Origin of the sequence: Saccharothrix deserti (assembly GCF_009769385.1) — a bacterium.
Lineage (GTDB): Bacteria > Actinomycetota > Actinomycetes > Mycobacteriales > Pseudonocardiaceae > Actinosynnema > Actinosynnema deserti.
The window spans coordinates 84,651-103,571 of record NZ_VKAB01000027.1; the positions used below are offsets into that span (position 1 = coordinate 84,651).

The 18,921-nt window shown below is 71.2% G+C and carries 18 protein-coding genes; 5 read left to right on the top strand and 13 right to left on the bottom strand.

Features of this window, described 5'->3' with window-relative positions; translation table 11 throughout:
* Window positions 1-19 precede the first annotated feature (19 nt).
* Complete coding sequence (secA2, locus tag FM051_RS35620; RefSeq protein ID WP_158842702.1) at window positions 20-2,338, top strand: accessory Sec system translocase SecA2; 2,319 nt, start codon at window positions 20-22, stop codon at window positions 2,336-2,338.
* Window positions 2,339-2,429: 91 nt separating this feature from the next.
* On the opposite strand, the gene FM051_RS35625 is transcribed toward secA2, so the two are convergent.
* Entirely contained in the window at window positions 2,430-2,705 is a 276-nt protein-coding gene (locus tag FM051_RS35625; protein WP_158842703.1) for a hypothetical protein, read from the bottom strand.
* Window positions 2,706-2,818: 113 nt separating this feature from the next.
* A complete protein-coding gene (locus FM051_RS35630) occupies window positions 2,819-3,766 on the bottom strand; it encodes an extracellular catalytic domain type 1 short-chain-length polyhydroxyalkanoate depolymerase (protein WP_158842704.1) in 948 nt (315 codons plus the stop codon).
* A 139-nt stretch (window positions 3,767-3,905) separates the two neighbouring features.
* Between FM051_RS35630 and FM051_RS35635 the strand changes: the two genes are divergently transcribed.
* Window positions 3,906-5,201 (top strand): alpha/beta hydrolase family protein, encoded by a 1,296-nt coding sequence (locus FM051_RS35635; protein WP_274383531.1) that lies wholly within the window; start codon window positions 3,906-3,908, stop codon window positions 5,199-5,201.
* Window positions 5,202-5,278: 77 nt separating this feature from the next.
* Here the strand turns inward: FM051_RS35635 and FM051_RS35640 are convergent, their stop codons facing one another.
* The 4 genes from FM051_RS35640 to FM051_RS35655 all read right to left on the bottom strand — a co-directional run bounded on the left by FM051_RS35640 (window position 5,279) and on the right by FM051_RS35655 (window position 9,814).
* Window positions 5,279-5,557: a GatB/YqeY domain-containing protein gene (locus tag FM051_RS35640; RefSeq protein ID WP_238412276.1), complete on the bottom strand. Its 279-nt coding sequence runs from the start codon at window positions 5,555-5,557 to the stop codon at window positions 5,279-5,281.
* A 247-nt stretch (window positions 5,558-5,804) separates the two neighbouring features.
* Window positions 5,805-7,655, bottom strand: a complete 1,851-nt coding sequence (locus FM051_RS35645; protein WP_158842707.1) for a helix-turn-helix domain-containing protein — start codon at window positions 7,653-7,655, stop codon at window positions 5,805-5,807.
* 4 nt (window positions 7,656-7,659) lie between these two features.
* Window positions 7,660-8,997, bottom strand: a complete 1,338-nt coding sequence (locus tag FM051_RS35650; RefSeq protein ID WP_158842708.1) for an MFS transporter — start codon at window positions 8,995-8,997, stop codon at window positions 7,660-7,662.
* 49 nt (window positions 8,998-9,046) lie between these two features.
* On the bottom strand, window positions 9,047-9,814 hold the full coding sequence (locus FM051_RS35655) for a 3-hydroxybutyrate dehydrogenase (RefSeq protein WP_158842709.1): 768 nt from the start codon (window positions 9,812-9,814) through the stop codon (window positions 9,047-9,049).
* Between the two features lie 195 nt (window positions 9,815-10,009).
* Between FM051_RS35655 and FM051_RS35660 the strand changes: the two genes are divergently transcribed.
* Window positions 10,010-10,177 (top strand): hypothetical protein, encoded by a 168-nt coding sequence (locus tag FM051_RS35660; protein ID WP_158842710.1) that lies wholly within the window; start codon window positions 10,010-10,012, stop codon window positions 10,175-10,177.
* Window positions 10,178-10,205: 28 nt separating this feature from the next.
* Here FM051_RS35660 and FM051_RS35665 read toward each other — a convergent pair whose 3' ends face one another.
* Window positions 10,206-10,928, bottom strand: a complete 723-nt coding sequence (locus FM051_RS35665; protein ID WP_158842711.1) for a TetR/AcrR family transcriptional regulator — start codon at window positions 10,926-10,928, stop codon at window positions 10,206-10,208.
* A 48-nt stretch (window positions 10,929-10,976) separates the two neighbouring features.
* Here FM051_RS35665 and FM051_RS35670 point away from each other — a divergent pair, with 48 nt between their 5' ends.
* Complete coding sequence (locus FM051_RS35670) at window positions 10,977-12,167, top strand: MFS transporter (RefSeq protein WP_238412277.1); 1,191 nt, start codon at window positions 10,977-10,979, stop codon at window positions 12,165-12,167.
* Between the two features lie 71 nt (window positions 12,168-12,238).
* Here the strand turns inward: FM051_RS35670 and FM051_RS35675 are convergent, their stop codons facing one another.
* The 6 genes from FM051_RS35675 to FM051_RS35700 form a co-directional block, all read right to left on the bottom strand.
* Entirely contained in the window at window positions 12,239-13,390 is a 1,152-nt protein-coding gene (locus FM051_RS35675) for an LCP family protein (protein WP_238412279.1), read from the bottom strand.
* 43 nt (window positions 13,391-13,433) lie between these two features.
* Window positions 13,434-13,823, bottom strand: coding sequence for a DUF3037 domain-containing protein (locus tag FM051_RS35680; RefSeq protein WP_158842712.1), 390 nt, complete (start codon window positions 13,821-13,823; stop codon window positions 13,434-13,436).
* Window positions 13,807-14,601 (bottom strand): HipA family kinase, encoded by a 795-nt coding sequence (locus tag FM051_RS35685; RefSeq protein WP_238412281.1) that lies wholly within the window; start codon window positions 14,599-14,601, stop codon window positions 13,807-13,809. The genes FM051_RS35680 and FM051_RS35685 overlap by 17 nt, the downstream gene beginning before the upstream one ends.
* 42 nt (window positions 14,602-14,643) lie before the next feature.
* Complete coding sequence (locus tag FM051_RS35690; RefSeq protein WP_158842713.1) at window positions 14,644-15,384, bottom strand: SGNH/GDSL hydrolase family protein; 741 nt, start codon at window positions 15,382-15,384, stop codon at window positions 14,644-14,646.
* Window positions 15,385-15,440: 56 nt separating this feature from the next.
* Complete coding sequence (locus FM051_RS35695; RefSeq protein ID WP_238412282.1) at window positions 15,441-16,523, bottom strand: lactonase family protein; 1,083 nt, start codon at window positions 16,521-16,523, stop codon at window positions 15,441-15,443.
* Between the two features lie 143 nt (window positions 16,524-16,666).
* On the bottom strand, window positions 16,667-17,536 hold the full coding sequence (locus FM051_RS35700; RefSeq protein WP_158842715.1) for a PPK2 family polyphosphate kinase: 870 nt from the start codon (window positions 17,534-17,536) through the stop codon (window positions 16,667-16,669).
* A 141-nt stretch (window positions 17,537-17,677) separates the two neighbouring features.
* Between FM051_RS35700 and rocD the strand changes: the two genes are divergently transcribed.
* Window positions 17,678-18,892: an ornithine--oxo-acid transaminase gene (gene rocD / locus FM051_RS35705; protein ID WP_158842716.1), complete on the top strand. Its 1,215-nt coding sequence runs from the start codon at window positions 17,678-17,680 to the stop codon at window positions 18,890-18,892.
* The last annotated feature ends 29 nt before the right edge of the window (window positions 18,893-18,921 follow it).

The following is an 18,921-nucleotide window of genomic DNA, read 5'->3' on the forward strand; positions in this document are numbered from 1 at the left end:
TGCCGTACGTTGCCGGTCCGTGACGACTCTCCTGGGACGGTTCAAGCAGCGGCTGCGCCGGTTCGCGCAGAAGCCAGGCTCCGCCGACCTCACGCCCTACCGGAAGCTGCTCGACGAGGTCAACGAGCAGGCGGAGCGCGTGAAAGAGCTGAGCGACGAGGAGCTGACCGCCGCGGCCGCCAAGCTGCGCGAGAAGCCCGAGTTCGGCCGTCCCGAACTGGTGGAGGTCTGCGCGCTGGGCCGCGAGGCCGCCGACCGCGCGCTGGGCCTGCGCCCGTTCGACGTGCAGATCCTCGGTGCCCTGGGCCTCCTGGAGGGCCACGTGGTCGAGATGGCCACCGGTGAGGGCAAGACGCTCTCCGGCGCCATCGCCGCGGCCGGTTTCGCGCTGCGCGGCGACCAGGTGCACGTCGTCTCGGTCAACGACTACCTCGCCCAGCGCGACGCCCAGTGGATGGGCCCGCTCTACGAGCTGCTGGGCGTGAGCGTCGGCTGGATCGACCAGAGCTCCAAGCCCGAGGAGCGCCGCACCGCGTACCAGGCCGAGGTCACCTACGCCTCGGTCTCCGAGATCGGCTTCGACGTGCTGCGCGACCGGCTGGCCACCGACGAGGCCGACATCATCGTGCCCAAGCCGCGCGTCGCGCTGGTGGACGAGGCCGACTCGGTCCTGGTCGACGAGGCGCGCGTGCCGCTGGTCCTGGCGGGCTCCACGGCGGGCCCGGCGGTCGACCCGGCGCTGGCCGACCTGGTCAAGCGGCTGCGCCGCGACCTGCACTTCGAGATCGACGACGAAGAGCGCAACGTCTACCTCACCGGCGCGGGCAGCGAGCTGGTCGAACGGTCGCTCGGCGGTATCGACCTGTACTCCGACGAGCACGTCTCGACCACGCTGAGCAAGGTCAACGTGGCCCTGCACGCGCAGGTCCTGCTGCACCGGGACGTGGACTACATCGTCCGCGACGGCAAGGTGCACCTGATCAACGACACCCGCGGCCGGATCGCGAAGCTCCAGCGCTGGCCGGACGGCCTCCAGGCGGCGGTCGAGGCCAAGGAGAACGTGGCCACCACGGACGCGGGCGAGGTGCTGGACTCGATCACCGTCCAGGCGCTGCTCAGCCGCTACCCGTCGGTGTGCGGCATGACGGGCACGGCGGTGGCCGTCGCCGAGCAGCTGCGCGACTTCTACCAGCTGGAAGTGCTGGTCATCCCGCCGAACGTGGAGACGATCCGGGAGGACGAGGCGCCCCGGCTGTACGCGACGCTGGAGCAGAAGGAAGCCGCGATCGTCGCCGAGATCAAGGAAGTGCACGAGACCGGCCGCCCGATCCTCGTCGGCACCCTCGACGTGGCCGAGTCCGAGCGCCTGTCCCGCAAGCTCGCCGAGGCCGGCTTGAGCTGCGTGGTGCTCAACGCGAAGAACGACGCCGAGGAAGCCTCGATCATCGCCGACGCGGGCTCGTTCGAGCGGATCACCGTGTCCACCCAGATGGCGGGCCGCGGCACGGACATCCGGCTCGGCGGGCACGACTCGACCGACCGGGAGCGCATCGCCGAGCTCGGCGGCCTCTACGTGATCGGCACCGGCCGGCACTCCAGCAGCCGGCTGGACGACCAGCTGCGCGGTCGCGCGGGACGCCAGGGCGACCCGGGCGGCTCGGTGTTCTTCTCCTCGTTGCAGGACGAGCTGGTCACCCAGTACGTGCCGGACCACGACGAGCCGGCCGAGGTGGACGAGGACGGCCGGATCACCGACGCGGGCACCCTGCACACCGTGGAGCACGCGCAGCGCATCGCCGAGGGCGTGCACCTGGAGATCCACCGCAACACCTGGCGCTACAACAAGCTGATCGAGCACCAGCGCCAGCTGATGCTGGAGTACCGGGACAAGCTGGTGCGCACCGACCTGGCCTGGCAGGAGCTGTCCGAGCGCAAGCCGGACCGGGTGCACGAGCTGGCGGACCTGGACGAGGAGATCAAGGTCTCCGCGGCCCGCCTGATCGCGCTGCACCACCTGGACCAGCGGTGGAGCGATCACCTGACGTTCCTGACCGACCTGCGGGAGGGCATCCACCTGCGGGCGCTGGCACGGCAGAACCCGCTGGACGAGTTCCACCGCGAGGCCATCCCGGCCTACCACAAGATCATCCCGGACGCGTGGGACGAGGCCGAGGAGACCTTCGCCAAGGTGAAGATCGACGCCGACGGCGCGCACCTGGCCGAGGCGGGCGTGCAGCGCCCGAACACCACCTGGACGTACCTGGTCAACGACAACCCGTTCTCCTCCGGCCTGGAGGAGACGTTCAAGGGGTTGGTGAAGCTCGTCCGCCGTCGCTAGTCGCCAGTCGCTAGTCGCCGTCGCCAGTCGCCAGGACCGCCGCGGTGCGGACTCCGTGCGGGCTGGGAGGCAGGCCCAGCCCGCGGCGGCGTCAACGGACGGGTGCGGAGACCTTCTTGTCCTCGACCGGCTCCGCCTGGCGGGGCAGAGTCTTCGACGTCTTCGATCTCGGCATCCGCTGCGCCACCGCCTGCTCGGTGAGCGCACGGATCTCCGCCAGGATGTCCAGGTGCTGCTGGGACGGTGGCGGACCGACGAGGTTCGAATGGTCGAACGCGGTGCGTTCGGCTCGATGGGCGAGGTTTTGAATGCGCCGGATCAGGTCCCACTCCTGCTCGATGCGCGTAGAGCGCCGTTGCTCAGTCACCCCGGAAGCAGACACCTCACGGCGGGTGAACGTAAATCACCTGGCAGTGCGAACTTCGCTGGGGCAACTCAGCTACCCCTGCATGGACCCACAAAACACACCCGATCGTGGGACTAAAGGTTCCACCGCTGGGCGAGGTACCACGCCGCACAGGCATTGACGTCCAGCACATACGCCGTCGCAGCCCCACATTGCTGCGGCCCCGTGCCGGGATCCACGGGTTGACCGTGCCCCATACCGGTGACGGTGTGGGTTTCCACGACCGGTGACCCGACGCTGTTGCGATAGACCGCATGGGGGTAACCCGCCACGGTGTCGGTGACGTCCGCCGTGGCGTCGGCGCCGTGCACGTCGGTCCACTGATCGACGATCTCCCGCTGATTGGCCACCGCGACGGTGTAGTCCGCGGTGCCGTGCCACACGGTCATGGTCGGCCACGGACCCCGGTGGGCGCTCGCCGCGCGCACCTTGTCGCCCCACTGCCGGGCGGTCAGGTCCTTGCCCGGGTTCATGCAGCCGTAGGCGTCGATCATGGTCGTGGCGCAGCCGAACGGCAGCCCGGCCACCACACCGCCGCCCGCGAACACGTCCGGGTAAGTGGCGAGCAGCGCCGACGTCATCCCACCGCCCGCCGACAGGCCGGTCGCGTAGGTGGTGGACGTGCCGAAGTCGGTCTTCATCCGCGTCACCATCGACGCGATCGACGCGACCTCGCCCTGACCGCGGGTGGTGTCCGCGGCCTGGAACCAGTTGAAGCACTTGCTGAAGTTGTTCGCGCTCTGCTGCTGCGGCAGCACGACGGCGAACCGGAGCCGTTCCGCCAGCGACACCCACCCGCTGGACGTGCCGTAGCCGACGTCCTGGGTGCAGCCGTGCAGCACGACCACCAGCGGCCGTCCGGCGGGCAGGCCGTCCGGCACGTAGCGGAACATCTTCAGGTTCCCGGGGTTCGACCCGAACGCCGGGACTTCGGTGACGCTCGCGGCGTGAGCCTGCGGCGTGATCGTCAACGCGGTCAACATCGCGGTCGTCAACAGGGCGACCAACGTCGGTTTGCGCATGTGCGGACCTCCTTGTCCGCTTCTCGACCGTAGAAGGCCTTGTGGGGCGGCACGATGGCGCACCACACCACAACCGCGCGGCCCGGCATGGCGACCGGACCCATTACGCCGCAAGGCGGGCCGTCTTACCGTGCCACGGGTGAACATCGCCGTTCCGCTGATCGCAGCGCTCCTCGCGACGACGGCGCAGGCCGTTCCCGCGTCCGCCCAAGGATGCGGGCCCCTGCGCGTTCCCGGTGCCGCGCACCAGGAACTGACCCACGCCGACCTGTCCACCGCGGGCGGGCACACCGATCCCGCCGACTGGGCCGGCCTCACCCCGGCGGGCCTGCCCGCGCCGACCCCCGTGCCGGGGGTGCAGGTGGACGGCTACTTCCCCGACACCTCGACCGGCAACACCAACCACGGTTGGGCGCACGACTCGCAGTTCGTGATCCGGCTGCCGGAGCGCTGGAACGGCGGCCTCGTCGTGGCGGGCTCCCCCGGTGTGCGGGAGCAGTACGCCAACGACCGCGCGATCAGCGATTTCGTGCTGGCCCGCGGGTACGCGTTCGCGTCGACCGACAAGGGCAACACCGGTGCGGCGTTCCACCGGGACGGCACGCGGCCCGGTGACGCGATCGTGGAGTGGAACCACCGGGTCACCCAGCTGACCCGCGCGGCGAAGGCCGTGGTGGCGCAGCGGTACTGCCGGCCGCCGTCCCGGACCCTGGCCACCGGCATCTCCAACGGCGGCTACCTGGTGCGGTGGCAGCTGGAGAACCACCCCGAGCTGTACGACGGCGGCGTGGACTGGGAGGGCACCCTGTGGACCGCGCGGGGCCCGAACCTGCTGACGTTCCTGCCGCCCGCGTTGACGGGGTACGCGACCGGTGACAAGGCGGCGGTGGCGGCGGCCGGGTTCCCCGCCGAGTCGGAGTTCCTGTGGCCGTTCCACCACCAGTACTACTGGGACCTCACCCAGCGGATCTACCGCGAGGAACTGGACCCGACCTGGGACGGCGCGCAGGAGGCGGGCACGCCGTTCTGCGCGCCCGGCACGCCGCTGTGCGACGCGGACTACGACTACTTCTCGCGACCGGAGGCGCAGCGGGCCGTCTCGCGGATCGCGTTGACCGGGCGGATCGGCAGGCCGCTGCTCACCCTGCACGGCACGTTGGACGTGTTGCTGCCCATCTCCCAGGACTCCGACGTGTACGCGGACATGGTGCGCCGGGCCGGACGCGGCGCGCTGTTCCGCTACTACCGGATCGAGGGAGGCACGCACGTGGACTCGCTGTTCGACGCGTTCCCGGACCGCCTCCGGCCGCTGACCCCGTGCCACCGCTCGGCGTTCACCGCGCTGGAGGGCTGGCTGTCGGGCACGCGACCACCCGCGTCGGCAACCGTCCCCCGCCCGGCGGCGGTGAGCACGACGGAGTGCGCGCTGTCGTAACCGCAGCGTCCCGCCGCTCGGTGTGCTCTGGGGGCGGCCGAGCGGCGGGACCCGGAGTCGTCAAAGAACCGGAGTCGTCAAAGAACCGGTGGCAGGTACCGGCTCAGCACCTCGGCCTCGGCACGGAGTCGGTCGGCGAGGTCGGTGCGGCCGAGCCGGTCGTACTCCTCCGCGGCGACCGAGCGCTCCCGTATTTCGTTTTCGACGATCGACCGCAGATCGGCCTCGGTGAGGTGACGACGTTCCGCTTCTGCCGCACCCAGGCCGCTTGCCGCTCCCGCAACGTGTTCATTCCCCGTGACGCCGTCCAACGAGTGGTCGGTGGGGACGGCCTCGGCGTTGTCGATCGCCGCCAAGGCGGAACGGAGTGCGGTGATGGCGACGACGTTCCGGCCCTTGAGAGCCGCTTTCAGGTCGTCACGCAGGCTGGCGCGCATATGTCGAGATCCCAATCCGAGTGGGGGGACATGGCATCGGGGCCGCCGTACCGGGTAGGACGACCGTAGCAATACGGCTGTACGATATCGGGGTCCCGCGGGTTGCCGATCATGATCCGAAGTCGCGCTGGCCGATCCACACCAGTGCACGGTTGGACCAGCACCATCACGAGCCCAGCACCTTCATCAGCCTGAGCGCGAGCTGGACCTCCAGCACCCGCTCCGGTGACTGCCAGTCCTCGCCCAGCAGGCTCGCCACCCGGTCCAGGCGCTGCACGACCGTGTTCACGTGCACGTGCAGCTCGTCCTTGGCACGGCTGAGGTTCGCGCCGCACGCGAAGTACGCGGTGATCGTGCGGACCAGTTCGGTGCCTCGGCTCGCGTCGTAGTCCAGCAGGGGGCCGAGGGTGGCGCGGACGTAGCCGGCGATGTCGGCCCGGTCGCCCAGCAGGACGCCGACGAACCCCAGGTCGGCCAACGTGCCGCCGGTGCCCTTGCGGTCCAGTTGGAGCAGCGCCTTGAGGCACCGCACGGCCTCGGCGTGCGCGGCGGCGACGCCTTCCGGGCCGTGCGCCGGTCCACCGGAACCGACGGTCACCGGCAGGCCGACCGCCTTGCCCAGCATCCGCGCCGCGTCCCTCGCCGCGCACGCCAGATCCGCGCCCGGGAGCACCAGCACGACGTGTTCGCCGTGCACGCCCGCCAGCCCACGACCGGCGGACGCGTGGTGCGCGGCGGCGGCGAGCAGGCGGTCACGTGGGCCGTCCGCGACCAGCACCACGTGGTCGGCGGCCAGCTCGACGCCGACCCGGCGGGCACGGGCGCGCAACGCGACCGAATCCACCGCGGACGTCAACAGGTCGGTGATCAGCTCGCCGCGCACCTTGTTCTCCGCCTCCGCGACCGTGCGGCGCAGGAGCAGCAGCAGGGCGGTGACGACGCCCGCGCGTTCGAACAGCCTGCGGTCGGCGTCACCGAGATCCGGGCGGTCGGTGAGCGTGATGCTGCCCAGCAGCTCACGGCCCGCCAGCACGGCGCACACCCACGTGCCGTCCTGCGGGATGGCCCGGCCGCTGGCGCGGGAGGCGTTGACCGCGGTCCGCGGCGCGAGGGCGCGGGACGTGCCGATGCGGGCCAACTCGGCGCCGTCGTTGTCGTGCACCACGATCCCGCCGTCGAGCACCTTGGCCACGGCGGCGGCCACCTCGGGCACGTCCGCGCCGCGCAGCACCAGGTCGGTGAGCCGGTCGTGGGCGTCCTCGGCGCGGCGCATGGCCTCGTTGTGCGCGCGGATCGTCTCGCCCGCGGCGCGGGTCTCCTCCAGCAGGTGCGCCGTGTCCAACGCGATGGCGGCGTGGTCGGCCAGCGACGACAGCAGCGCCACCTCGTCGGGCGGGAACTGGCGCGGCGACCGGTTGGCCGCGTAGAGCACGCCGATGACCCGGCGGTCGAGCTTCAGCGGCACGCCGAGGATCGCGACCAGGCCCTCGTCACGCACCGCCGCGTCGATCGGGCCGGTGTGGTTGAACCGGTCGTCGGCGAAGTAGTCGGCGGTCACGTAAGGCTGCGCGGTCTGTGCCACCAGCCCACCGAGTCCCTCGCCCATACCGAGCCGGACTTGTTGGAACAGAGCGGAGATCGAGCCGTCCGTCACCCGCATGTACGTGCCGCGTTCGCCCGGTTCGTTCATGCTCAGATACGCGATGTCCGCACCCAGCAGCAGCCGGGCGCGTCGGACGATCGACCGCAGCACGGCGTCCGGGTCGCGCACGCCGGCCAGGTCGTTCGCGGTATCGAAGAGCGCTTCCAGTTCGGCTTCACGGCGGCGGTGAGCGGTGAGCGTGCGGCGGATCCGCAACGCCCACTCCGTGGCGCGGGCGATGCGGTCCAACTCGCGATCCGGCACCCCCGCCGCACGCGCCGCGGGGAGCACCGCCGCCAGCCGCTCACTGCCCGCGTCGGTCGCGAGCAGGTCGAGCAACTCCAGCAGGTGCTCCACCGCGTCCGCCTCGCTCATGCCCTCATGCTGACACCGATGCCGGCTCGGTGACGGTTCGGTTCAACGACGTGCCCTTGGTTTCCTTCGCCGCCAAGACCGCGATCACGGTCAGCACGCACATCCCGAGCACGTACAGCACGACCGGGAACGTGCTGTCGTAGGCGGAGAGCAGTGCGGTCGCGATCAGAGGTGCCACGGCGCCGGCCGCGATCGACGCGAGCTGGTAGCCGATGGACGCGCCCGAGTAGCGGACCTTCGTGCCGAACAGCTCGGAGAAGAACGCCGCCTGCGGCCCGTACATCGCGCCGTGCAGCAGGAGTCCGACCGTCACGGCCAGCGTGATCGGCAGGAACGACCTGGTGTCCAGCAGCGCGAAGAACGCGAACATCCACAGGCCGATGCCGACCGCGCCGATCAGGTACGTGGTGCGACGGCCGATGCGGTCGGACAGCGCGCCCCACAGCGGGATCGTCACCAGGTGCACGGCCGAGGCGATGAGCACCGCGTTCAGGCCGGTCGAACGCGACATGCCCAGCTCCGACGTGATGTAGACCAGGATGAACGCGGTGATCACGTAGTACGAGACGTTCTCCGCCATGCGCGCGCCCATCGCGATCAGCACCTCGCGCCAGTGGTCGCGCACCACCGACACGATCGGTGGCTTCTCCTGGATCTTCCCTGCCTCGACTTTCTTCTGCGCCTCGAGGAAAATCGGCGACTCCGACACGCTGAGCCGGATCCACAGTCCGATCAGGACGAGCACACCGGACAGCAGGAACGGCACGCGCCAGCCCCACGACAGGAACGCCTCGTCGCTCTGCACGCCGGCCAGCACCGCGAGCACGGCGGTGGCCAGCAGGTTGCCCATCGGCACACCCGCCTGCGGCCACGACGCCCAGAAACCGCGCCGTTCCGCGCTGCCGTGCTCGGACACGATGAGCACCGCGCCGCCCCACTCGCCGCCCAGCGCGAAGCCCTGCACCAGCCGCAGGAGCGTCAGCAGCAGCGGCGCCCCGACACCGATCGCGGCGTACGTGGGCAGCAGGCCCATGGCGAACGTCGCGCCGCCCATCAGCACCAGGCTGAGCACGAGCAGCTTCTTGCGGCCGAGCTTGTCGCCGAAGTGGCCGAACACCAGGCCGCCCAGCGGACGGGCCAGGAAGCCGATCGCGTAGGTGGTGAACGCGAGCAGGGTGCCGGTGAGCGGGTCCGCCGTGGGGAAGAACAGCTTGTTGAACACCAGGGCGGCGGCGGATCCGTAGAGGAAGAAGTCGTACCACTCGATGGTCGTGCCTATGAGGCTGGCTATGACGACCTTGGCGAAGGTGGGTTTCGGCTGCGGAGGGGCGGCGTTGCTCATGTCGGTCACCACTTCGTTGGGGGTGGGGGGACGAGGCTTACTGGGCGGCTTACTGGGCGGTCCAGCCGCCGTCGATCGTGAACGTCGAGCCGGTGACGTGGCCGGAGTGCGCGCCGCACAGCCACAGCACGACGGAGGCCACCTCGGCGGGTTCGACGAGTTGCTTGATGGCGTGCCGGGTGAGCATCACGTCGGCGAGCACCTGCTCGGGCTCGATGCCGTGCGCGCGGGCCTGGTCGGCGACCTGGTTCTCGACCAGCGGGGTGCGCACGTAGCCGGGGCTCACGCAGTTGCTGGTGACGCCGTGCGGCGCGCCTTCCAGGGCGATGACCTTGCTCAGCCCTTCCAGGCCGTGCTTGGCGGCGACGTAGGCGGATTTGAACGCGCTGGCACGGGAGCCGTGCACGCTGGAGACGTTCACCACCCGTCCCCAGCCGCGCTGGTACATGTGCGGCAGGACGTGCCGGGCGAGCAGGAACGGCGCGGTGACCATGACCCGCTGGAGGAGCGTGAACCTCTCGGGCGGGAACTCGTGGATCGGGGCGACGTGCTGCAGGCCCGCGTTGTTGACCAGGATGTCGACCTCGGTGGGCAGGTCCCGGGCGGGGTCTTCGGCGGCGAGGTCGACCACGTGCTCGGTGCCGCCGGTCTCGCGGGCCGCGTCGGCGACCGACTCGGCGTCGCGGTCGACGAGGTGCACTTTCGCCCCGGCCCGCGCGAGGGCGACCGCGCAGGCCCGCCCGATGCCGCTGCCGGCGCCGGTGACCAGGGCGGTGCGACCGGACAGGTCGTCGCTGTGACCGGTGACACTCGTCATGACCGGAAACGCTAGGTGACCTGCGGTTCACCGCCCATGTGAGCGGTCGCCACAACGTGTGGGCGGCAGGTGTGTTTAGCCAACAGTTAGCGCGGCGGTGATCCAGTTGTCGAATACCGGGTGAAGCGAGGGTGCGGCCATAGGTAGGCTGCTTTGGCCCGTTCGGGGGACGAACCACGTTTTGGGGGTTACCAAGTGTCACTCACGCCGATCTACGACGACCTGCTGCGCGAGTTCGAGGGGATCATCCTCGTCAGCGAGGCCGCCGAGGCAGTGCAGACCGCCACCGCGCAGACCGCCGCGGACAGCACGACCGAGGCCGCGACCGAGGCCGAGCAGCAGACCGGCCCCGCCGAGGACTGAGACCACCAGGGCCGGCCGCGCGCGTGGGTCACCCTGCCGCGCGGCCGGCGATGAGGGCTTCGACGCCGTCCAGCATCAGCCGGAGCCCGAACTCGAACTTGTCCTCCGCGTACGGCGAGACGCCCGCCCGCACGGCCGCGACCAGCGCCGGGTAGGGCGCGAAGTCCACCAGCTCACCGAGCACGGCGTCGCGTTCGCGCACCTCGTCGGGGCTCGGCTCGGGGTGGTCGAGGCTCAGCCGGACCTGGCCGCGCACGTAGGCGTCGATCGACTCGATCACCGCCACCTTCTCGGCCTCGGTCAGCCCGACACCCTCCAGCACCCGCAACGCCGAGTCCAGCCACCGCAGCATGTTCGGGCCCGGCGCGCGGGCGGTGGCGACGACGTGCAGCATCCACGGGTGCTTGCGGTAGGTCTCGCGGTCGGTGCGGGCCCACGCCTCCAGCTTGTCGCGCCAGTCGCCCGGCCAGTCGTCCGGCAGCGGGTCGTCGGCGCCGATCGCCTCGACCATCAGGGCTTCCAGCTCGGCCTTGCCCGGCAGGTACGTGTAGAGCGACGCCGTGCCGACGCCCAACTCGACCGCCACCCGACGCATGGACAGCGCGGCCAGACCCTCGGTCTCCGCCACCTGGATCGCGGCGGCCACGATCCGTTCCATCGTGAGGCCCCGTTGCGGGCCCCGGGCCGGGCGGCGGGGGTCCTTCCACAGCAGCTCCAGCACTCGCCGCTGCGCGTCTTCCTTTGCGTTCATGGTGAAACTCAGTATACCGTTCGGAGTTGAACGAACGATGTTCGGGGTTTGGGGGACGACGTGGGGGACGCGAAGACACCGGGGGTTCGACGGGAACGGCGCACGTTGACGGCGGCGACGCTGACCAACGGGCCGACCGAGCTGATCGACTTCGTGCTACCGCTGTGGGCGGGCGCGACCATCGGGCTGAGCGCGACCGAGGTCGGCGTGCTGATGGCGGTCGAGATGGCGTTGTCGGTGGTCGTGCGGCCGTTCGCGGGCGTGCTGGCGGACCGCTGGGAACGACGGCACACCGCCGCCATCGGCGCACTGCTCTACGCGTTGTCCTGCGCCGGGTACGCGCTGGCGCAGAGCGCACCGCTCGCGTACGGCGCGGCGGCGGTCGGCGGCGCTGGGGGCGCGCTGCTGTGGGTCGCCGTGCGGGCCATCGTCAGCGAACGGCTGGCCGAGGACTCGGCGGTGTTCCCGCGCCTGCTCTCCGCCCAGGAGACGGGGTCCTGGGTGGCGTTCGTGGTCGGGATGACGGCCTTGGGCGTCATCGGTTTCGCGGGCGTGTTCTGGGCGTGCGCGGCGGCGTGCGTGACGGCGGCGGTGTTCCTGATGTCGGCGCCGCGCCGCCGGGAACGCACCGGTGAGGGCGTGGCGGCGGCCGGGCTCGGCGCGGTGGGCAAGCGGTTGCGGCCGATGCTGTTCGCGGTGGTGATGACCACGGCGGCGGAGGCGGCCGTCGGGTTGCTGCTGCTCCTGCACCTGCAACGCGGGTTCGGCCTCGAGGTGCAGGAGGTCGCGCTCGTGTTCCTGCCCGGCGCGATCGCGATGAGCGCCGCCGCCGAGTACCTGCACCGGTACGTGCTGCGGTTCGGCCGCCGCCGGGTGCTGACGGTCGCGTCACTGGCCAGCTGCGTGTTCGCGGCGAGCCTCGCGTGGGCGCCCAACCCGTACGTGATCGCGGCGCTGTGGGTGCTCAGCGGGCTGGCGTGGGCGGCGGTGATGCCGGTGCAGCAGGCCGTGATCGCCGAGGCGTCCGACGGTCGGGTCGGCCGGGCCATGGGCGTGTACGAGGCGGCGTGCCTGGTCGGCGCGCTGATCGGCAGCCTGGTGGCGGGCGCCCTGTACGACGGCGCGAACTGGTGGGTGGCGTGCGTGGTGGCCGCCGGGATGATCCTCGCGGGCGCGTTCGTCGTGCCACGGGCGGTGCGGCGGCTCGGCGTCGCCGACATCCCGGTCACCACGGCGTAGAAAACGGCGTAGAAAACGGTCGGGCCGCCGGGCGCGAGTGCCCGGCGGCCCGACCTTCGACTGACTGTCCGCTACTTCGGCTGCGGGAGCAGGTCGGCCGGAACCGCCTCGTCCTTCTCCAGAGCGCCGAACAGGCGCAGCGCGTTCTCCCGGTCCCACTGCACGACCGACCCCGCGCCCGGCACGGTCGGCGTGCCGCCCACCGGCACGGTGACCGTGTCCACTCCCCCGCCCATGGCGAACGCCATGCCCGCCAGGTTGTGCAGGTGGTCGTCGGAGTTCACCGAGATCGAGTCCGTGCCCGCGAACAGCAGCGGGAACGCCTTGAACGGGTTGGCCAGCGTGCCGAAGCTCGTCGCCTTCTCCGACAGGGCGGCGAGGAACTTGCGCTGGTTCTCCACCCGCTGGAGGTCGGCCGTGGCGAACGCCCGCGAGCGCACGAAGCCGAGCGCCTGCGCGCCGTCCAGCTCCTGGCAGCCCGTCTGGAGGTCGAGGCCCGCCAACGGGTCCTGCATCGGCTCCTCGATGCACATGTCCACGCCGCCGACCGCGTCCACGATCCCGGCGAACCCGCCGAAGCCGATCTCCATGTAGTGGTCGATGCGGATGCCCGTGGCGCCCTCGACGGTCTGCACCAGCAAGGGCGCGCCGCCGAACGCGAACGCCGCGTTGATCTTGTTCTTGCCGTTGCCCGGGATGTCCACATAGGAGTCGCGCGGCACACTCACCAATGTGGAGTTCCCGGAGCCCTCCGGGATGTGCAGCAGCATGATGGTGTCCGTGCGCTGACCGCCCGCGTCACCTGTGGACAGTTCGGCCTTCTGCGCCTCGGTCAGGTCGTCACGCGCGTCCGACCCGACGAGCAGCCAGTTGGTGCCCGGTGTGTCGGCCGGCCTGTCCTCGTAGTCGGTCAGGGCGTCGATCCGGCGCAGCGAGGAGTCGACGTAGAACCACATGCCGACACCCAGCACCAGCAGCACGACCAGGACGATCGAGATGATCCGCCCGATTCTGGGCTTGCGGCGCTTGACCGCCGGACGCGGTCCGGCCTGCTGCCGGTACCCGTCCTGCCGGTACCCACCCGGCTGAGGGCCGCGTTGCCGCGGACCGCCCTGCTGGTATCCGGCCTGTCGCGGTTGCCCGCCCTGTCGGTATCCGCCCTGCTGATACCCGCCCTGCTGGTATCCGGCGCTCATCAACGGCCCCGTCCGTGTGTCGGTCACTGCTCGCACCTAAAGACGCGGTGCGCGGCGAGAGGTTGCCACCTTAGTGCTCCAGAGGGAGCACGAGAACCGCCAGCAGACGGTTCAGCTCGGCCTCCGGATCTTCGGTGAGGCCGGTGTGCGTGGGCGAGGTCTGGATGATCGTGCTGCGCGGCGCGGTCAGCCAGCGGAACCGCTGCCCCGGCGACGTGCGCGACACCGGGCCCGCCGTCGGCGCGCCGTCGCACGACAACCCCAGGTGCTCCAGGTTCGCCCGCAGCACCTCCACGTCCAGGAACGGGTCCAGTGCCAGCAACCGCGCCTCGTCCACGTGCACGCGGGCGCCGAGGAAGTCCAGCGCCGGGCAGTAGACCAGCACCCCGACGTTCACGAACTCGCCGCGCTCCTGCCGTGGCACGGCGCGCAGCACCGCGTACTCAAACACGTGCGGCACGGGCGGCCTCCAGCGCGTCGACCCACGTGCGCGGCGCGGCCAGGCGGGCGGTGAAGAACGACTCGTACGCCTCGCGCACGGCGGGCGGTGTGCCGAACGTCTCGTCCTGCGCGAGCCACTGGTCCGGCACCAGCGCCAGCACCTCGCGCACCAGCTCGGGTGTGACGCGGGCGGACAGCTCGGCGTCCACCTCGGCCAGGTCGCCCGCGAACGGCAGCATCAGGTGGTCGGCCGCGTCGAACCGGTAGCTCGCCGCCGGGAACCGGTCCGGCCGCCACGAGTGGTGGAAGTACAGCGAGGCGCCGTGGTCGATCAGCCACAGCTCCCGGTGCCACAGCAGGGTGTTCGGGTTGCGCCAGCTGCGGTCCACGTTGAGCGTGAGCGCGTCCAGCCACAGCAGCCGGGTGGCGAGATCGGCGGCGGGCTCGCGCACCACCGGGTTGTAGTCGAACGAGCCGGGCAGGTAGTCCAACCCCAGGTTCAGCCCGCCGCTGGCCTTCAGCAGCTCCTGCACCTCCTGGTCCGGTTCGGACCGGCCCATCTCGGGGTCGAGCTCGACCAGCACGATCTCCGGCACCTTGAAGCCGAGGCGGCGGGCCAGTTCGCCGACCACGATCTCGGCGATCAGCGCCTTCACGCCCTGGCCCGCGCCGCGGAACTTGAGCACGTACATGCCCAGGTCGTCGGCTTCGACCAGCCCGGGGAGCGAACCGCCCTCCCGGAAGGGCGTGACGTAGCGGGTGGCCGCGACTCGGCGCAGACCATTCGTGGAGTTCACGCCCCGCATCATGGTCAATCGACGGCCGTGACCGCCAACCGGTTACCGGGCCGCCGCCGTCAACGCCGGGAGGTAGCCGGACTCGTGACCGGCCCGGTTCGGGTGGTAGGACCGGTCGACGGGGATCAGCACCAGGCCGTTCACCCACGGCTCGTCGGAGCACGCGCCGTGCCCGTCGAACGCCTTGCGCACGTCGGCGAACTCGAACCCGGCCGCACGTGCCCGCTTCCCGATCACCTCGGTCAGCACGTCGGCCGCCCGGTTCACCGCCTCCCGCTTCTTCCCGCTCATCAGGCACCACGACTCGAACGAGAACAGCCGCGGGTAGCCGAGCACGACGACCTCGGCCGACGTCCGGCCGCGCACCGCGCCGTACAGCGCGTCCAGCCGGCCGGGCAGCTGGTCCCGGATGAACCGCTCGGCGGCGCCGACCCGGCTCACGCACTCGTCGTCGTCGCCGGTCGTGCAGGTCGTCATGACGTCGCGGAACCCGGCGTCGTTGCCGCCCGCGGTGATGGTGACCAGCGTGGTCGACGGCGTGATGCGCTCCGCCTGCCGCGCCACCGCGGCCGTGTCGGCCCCCGCGCAGGCGCTCATCACCAGCGACGCGCCGTTGCGCTGCGCCCACAGTCTCGGGTAGGCGTGCGGGCTCCGCCGGCAGTCGTCGATCGCCTCGTCGCCCGCGCCGGTGCCCGCCGCGTAGGAGTCACCCAACGCGACGAGCTCCGGCGCGGCCGGTGCGGGGGTCAGGGCCATCAGCAGTGCGAACGCCAGCATCCTCATGCCCCCCGGCATACCACTGTGGACGGTGCGCCAGGCCGAAGTTAACCCGTCGGGAGTTACCCCTTCAGTGCGACGCACACCGGGATCGGCGCGTCGACAGTGCCGACCGGACGCAGCTTCCCGGTCGTCCGGTCGACCGCGAACGTGGTGATGTCGTCCGAGTTCTGGTTGGCCGCGAGCAGGAACCGCCCGGCCGCGTCGAGCGTGATGTGCCGGGGGAACTTCCCGCCGACCGGCGCCGCCTCCACCAGCCGCAACGCCGCGCCGCCGCGTTCGACGGCGAACACGGCCACGCTGTCGTGGCCCCGGTTGGACAGGTAGACGAACCGACCGTCCGCCGACACGAGGATCTCGGCCGGGTAGTTGCGCGGCGTGGTCGGCGCGCCGGCGGGCAGCGTGCTCACCTTCGGGCCGGGCTTGAGCACACCCCGGTCGTAGGTCGCCACCACGATCGTGGAGTCGAGTTCGTTGGCGATGTAGGCGAACCTGCCGGACGGGTGGAACGCCAGGTGCCTCGGTCCCGCGCCTGGGTGCACGCGGGCGGTGCCGGCGAGGGTGAGCCCGCCCCGGTCGCCCAGCCGGTAGCTGTAGACCGAATCGGTGCCCAGGTCGACCGCCAGCACGAACTCGCCGGCCGGGTCGGGCAGCACCTGGTGCGCGTGCGGCCCCTCCTGCCGTTCCGGGTCCGGCCCGCTGCCCCGGTGCACCGCGAGGTCGGTGCGCTCGCCCAGCCCACCGTCGGGTCGCACCGGGTGCACGGCCACGCTGCCCGAGCTGTAGTTAGCCGACAGCAGGAAACCCTTGTGCAGAGCCAGGTGGCACGGGTCCGCGCCGCCGGTGCTCTGGCTGTTGATCACCTTGGGCACGCCGTCCGGACCGACCGCCAGCGCGGTGACCTCGCCGTCGGACTGCTCGTTGACCGCGTACACCCGCCGTCCCGCGCCGATCACGAACGACGGGTTGGGCACGTCCTCCACCACGCCGGTGACGCGCAGCCCGCCGGTCGCGGTGTCGTACAGACCGAGCCCGATGCCCGTGCCACCGCCCGGCCACGACGTGTAGGTGCCCAGGTAGACGCGGACCTCCGCGCGTGACCCGTCCGCTCCACCCTCGTCCGCTCGAGCGACACCCTCGGTCATCAACAACCCCGCTCCCACGCCGACAGCCCCCAGGAACCGCCGCCTGTCCACCACCACACCGAACCTCCGCTCGACCGCCCACGGCGGGTCCCACAGTGGCCTGGACCATCACACGGAAGCAAGAGGCGCAACGAAGATTGCATTTAGCGCAACGGGTCGGATTCCCGGAGCCGGGCCAACTCGACGCCCGGATCGTAGGAGGGCCCCGGGTACTCGGGCGCGAGGTCGCGCAGCGTCTCCAGCAGCAGCCGGGCGACCACCCAGTTCCGGTACCACTTGCGGTCCGACGGCACGACGAACCACGGCGCGTCCGACGTCGCGCACTTGACCAGCGCGTCCTGGTAGGCCAACTGGTAGCGGGAGAACTTGGCCCGCGCCTGGAGGTCCTGCGGGTTGTACTTCCACTGCTTGAGCGGGTCCTCCAGGCGGGCGATGAGCCGTTCGCGCTGCCGTTCCGGCGAGATGTGCAGGAAGCACTTGACCGTCGTCACGCCCTGCCCGGCCAGTTCCGCCTCGAACGCGTTGATCTGCCGGTACCGGCGACGCCACTCGGCCGCCGGCACGAGGTTGTCCACCCGCGTGACCAGCACGTCCTCGTAGTGCGAGCGGTCGAACACGCCGATGTAGCCGGGCAGCGGCACCTGGCGGCGGATGCGCCACAGGAAGTCGTGCCGCATCTCGGCGCGGGTCGGCTTCTTGAACGAGGCGATGTGCAGGCCCTGCGGGTTGACCAGGCCCGCGACGTGCCGGATCGTGCCGCCCTTGCCGGAGGTGTCCATGCCCTGGAGCACCAGCAGCACCCGCCGACGCCCGCCGCCCACGCCCTCCGCGTACAGCGCCTCCTGGAGCCGGTCCAGCTCGTCCCCGATCGCCGCCACGTCATCGGCGGCCTCGACCTTCGACTGCGGACCGACCGTGGTCGCGGCCGGGTCGACCTTCGCCAGGTCGAACTCCTCCGGGTTCACCCGGAAAGCCTCCGATATCGACTGGACCTGCGCGGACTTCTTGGCCATCGTCGGAGGGTAACCGGCTGGTCGTCGCCGTACGCGCCGCACAACGGATCGCCGCGAAACAGATCGATTGCGCAACGAAGACCCCGGACGCGCAACAGCTGACGGATGAAATCGCTGGCGCAGGCCCCTTAGCCTGGTGACATGACCGCCACCGTCGCTCCCACCTCCCAGCAGTTCATCGCGCTCGACGAGGAATGGAGCACGCACAACTACCACCCGCTGCCGGTCGTGATCTCCCACGGCGAGGGCTCGTGGGTCACCGACGTCGAGGGACGCCGGTACCTGGACTTCCTGTCCGGCTACTCGTCGCTGAACTTCGGGCACCGCCACCCGGACCTGGTGGCCGCCGCGGTGGAGCAGTTGGGCCGGGTCACGCTGACCAGCCGCGCGTTCCACCACGACCAGTTCGGCCTGTTCTGCCGCGAGCTGGCGGAGCTGACCGGCACCGAGATGGTGCTCGCGATGAACTCCGGCGCGGAGGCCGTCGAATCGGCGATCAAGGTGGCCCGCAAGTGGGCGTACCGGGTGAAGGGCGTGCCGGACGGCACCGCCGAGATCGTGGTCGCCGGGTCGAACTTCCACGGCCGCACCACCACGATCGTGTCGTTCTCCACCGACGCCGTCGCGCGCAACGACTACGGCCCGTTCACGCCGGGGTTCAAGATCGTCGACTACGGGTCGCTGGACGCGCTGCGGGACGCGATCACCGAGCGGACGGCGGCCGTGCTGCTGGAGCCGATCCAGGGTGAGGCGGGCGTGGTCGTGCCGCCGGCGGGCTACCTGGCGGGGGCGCGGGCGCTGTGCGACGAGCACAACGTGCTGCTGATCGCGGACGAGATCCAGTCCGGCCTCGGTCGCACCGGCGACCTGCTGGCGCTGGACCACGACGGCGTGCGGGCCGACCTGTACACGTTGGGCAAGGCGTTGGGCGGCGGGATCATGCCGGTGTCCGCGGTGGTCGGCAGCCGCGCGGTGCTGGGCGTGCTGCGGCCCGGTGAGCACGGGTCGACGTTCGGCGGCAACCCGCTGGCCTGCGCGGTCGGCCGGGCGGTGGTGCGGCTGCTGGCGACCGGCGAGTTCCAGGAGCGGTCCCGCGAACTGGGCGACCACCTGCACGCCCGGCTCGGCGAGCTGATCGGGCACGGTGTCGCCGAGGTGCGCGGGCGCGGGCTGTGGGCCGGCGTGGAGATCGCGCCCGGCGGGCCGCGCGGACGTGAGGCGTCGGAGGCGCTGGCCGGGCTCGGCGTGCTGTGCAAGGAGACCCAGGACACCACCCTGCGCGTCGCTCCCCCGCTCGTGATCACGCGTGAGGAGTTGGACCAGGGCCTGGACGCGATCGCTAAGGTGCTCGGGTGAACCCCTGCGAGGCCGCGTCGGTAGGTCGA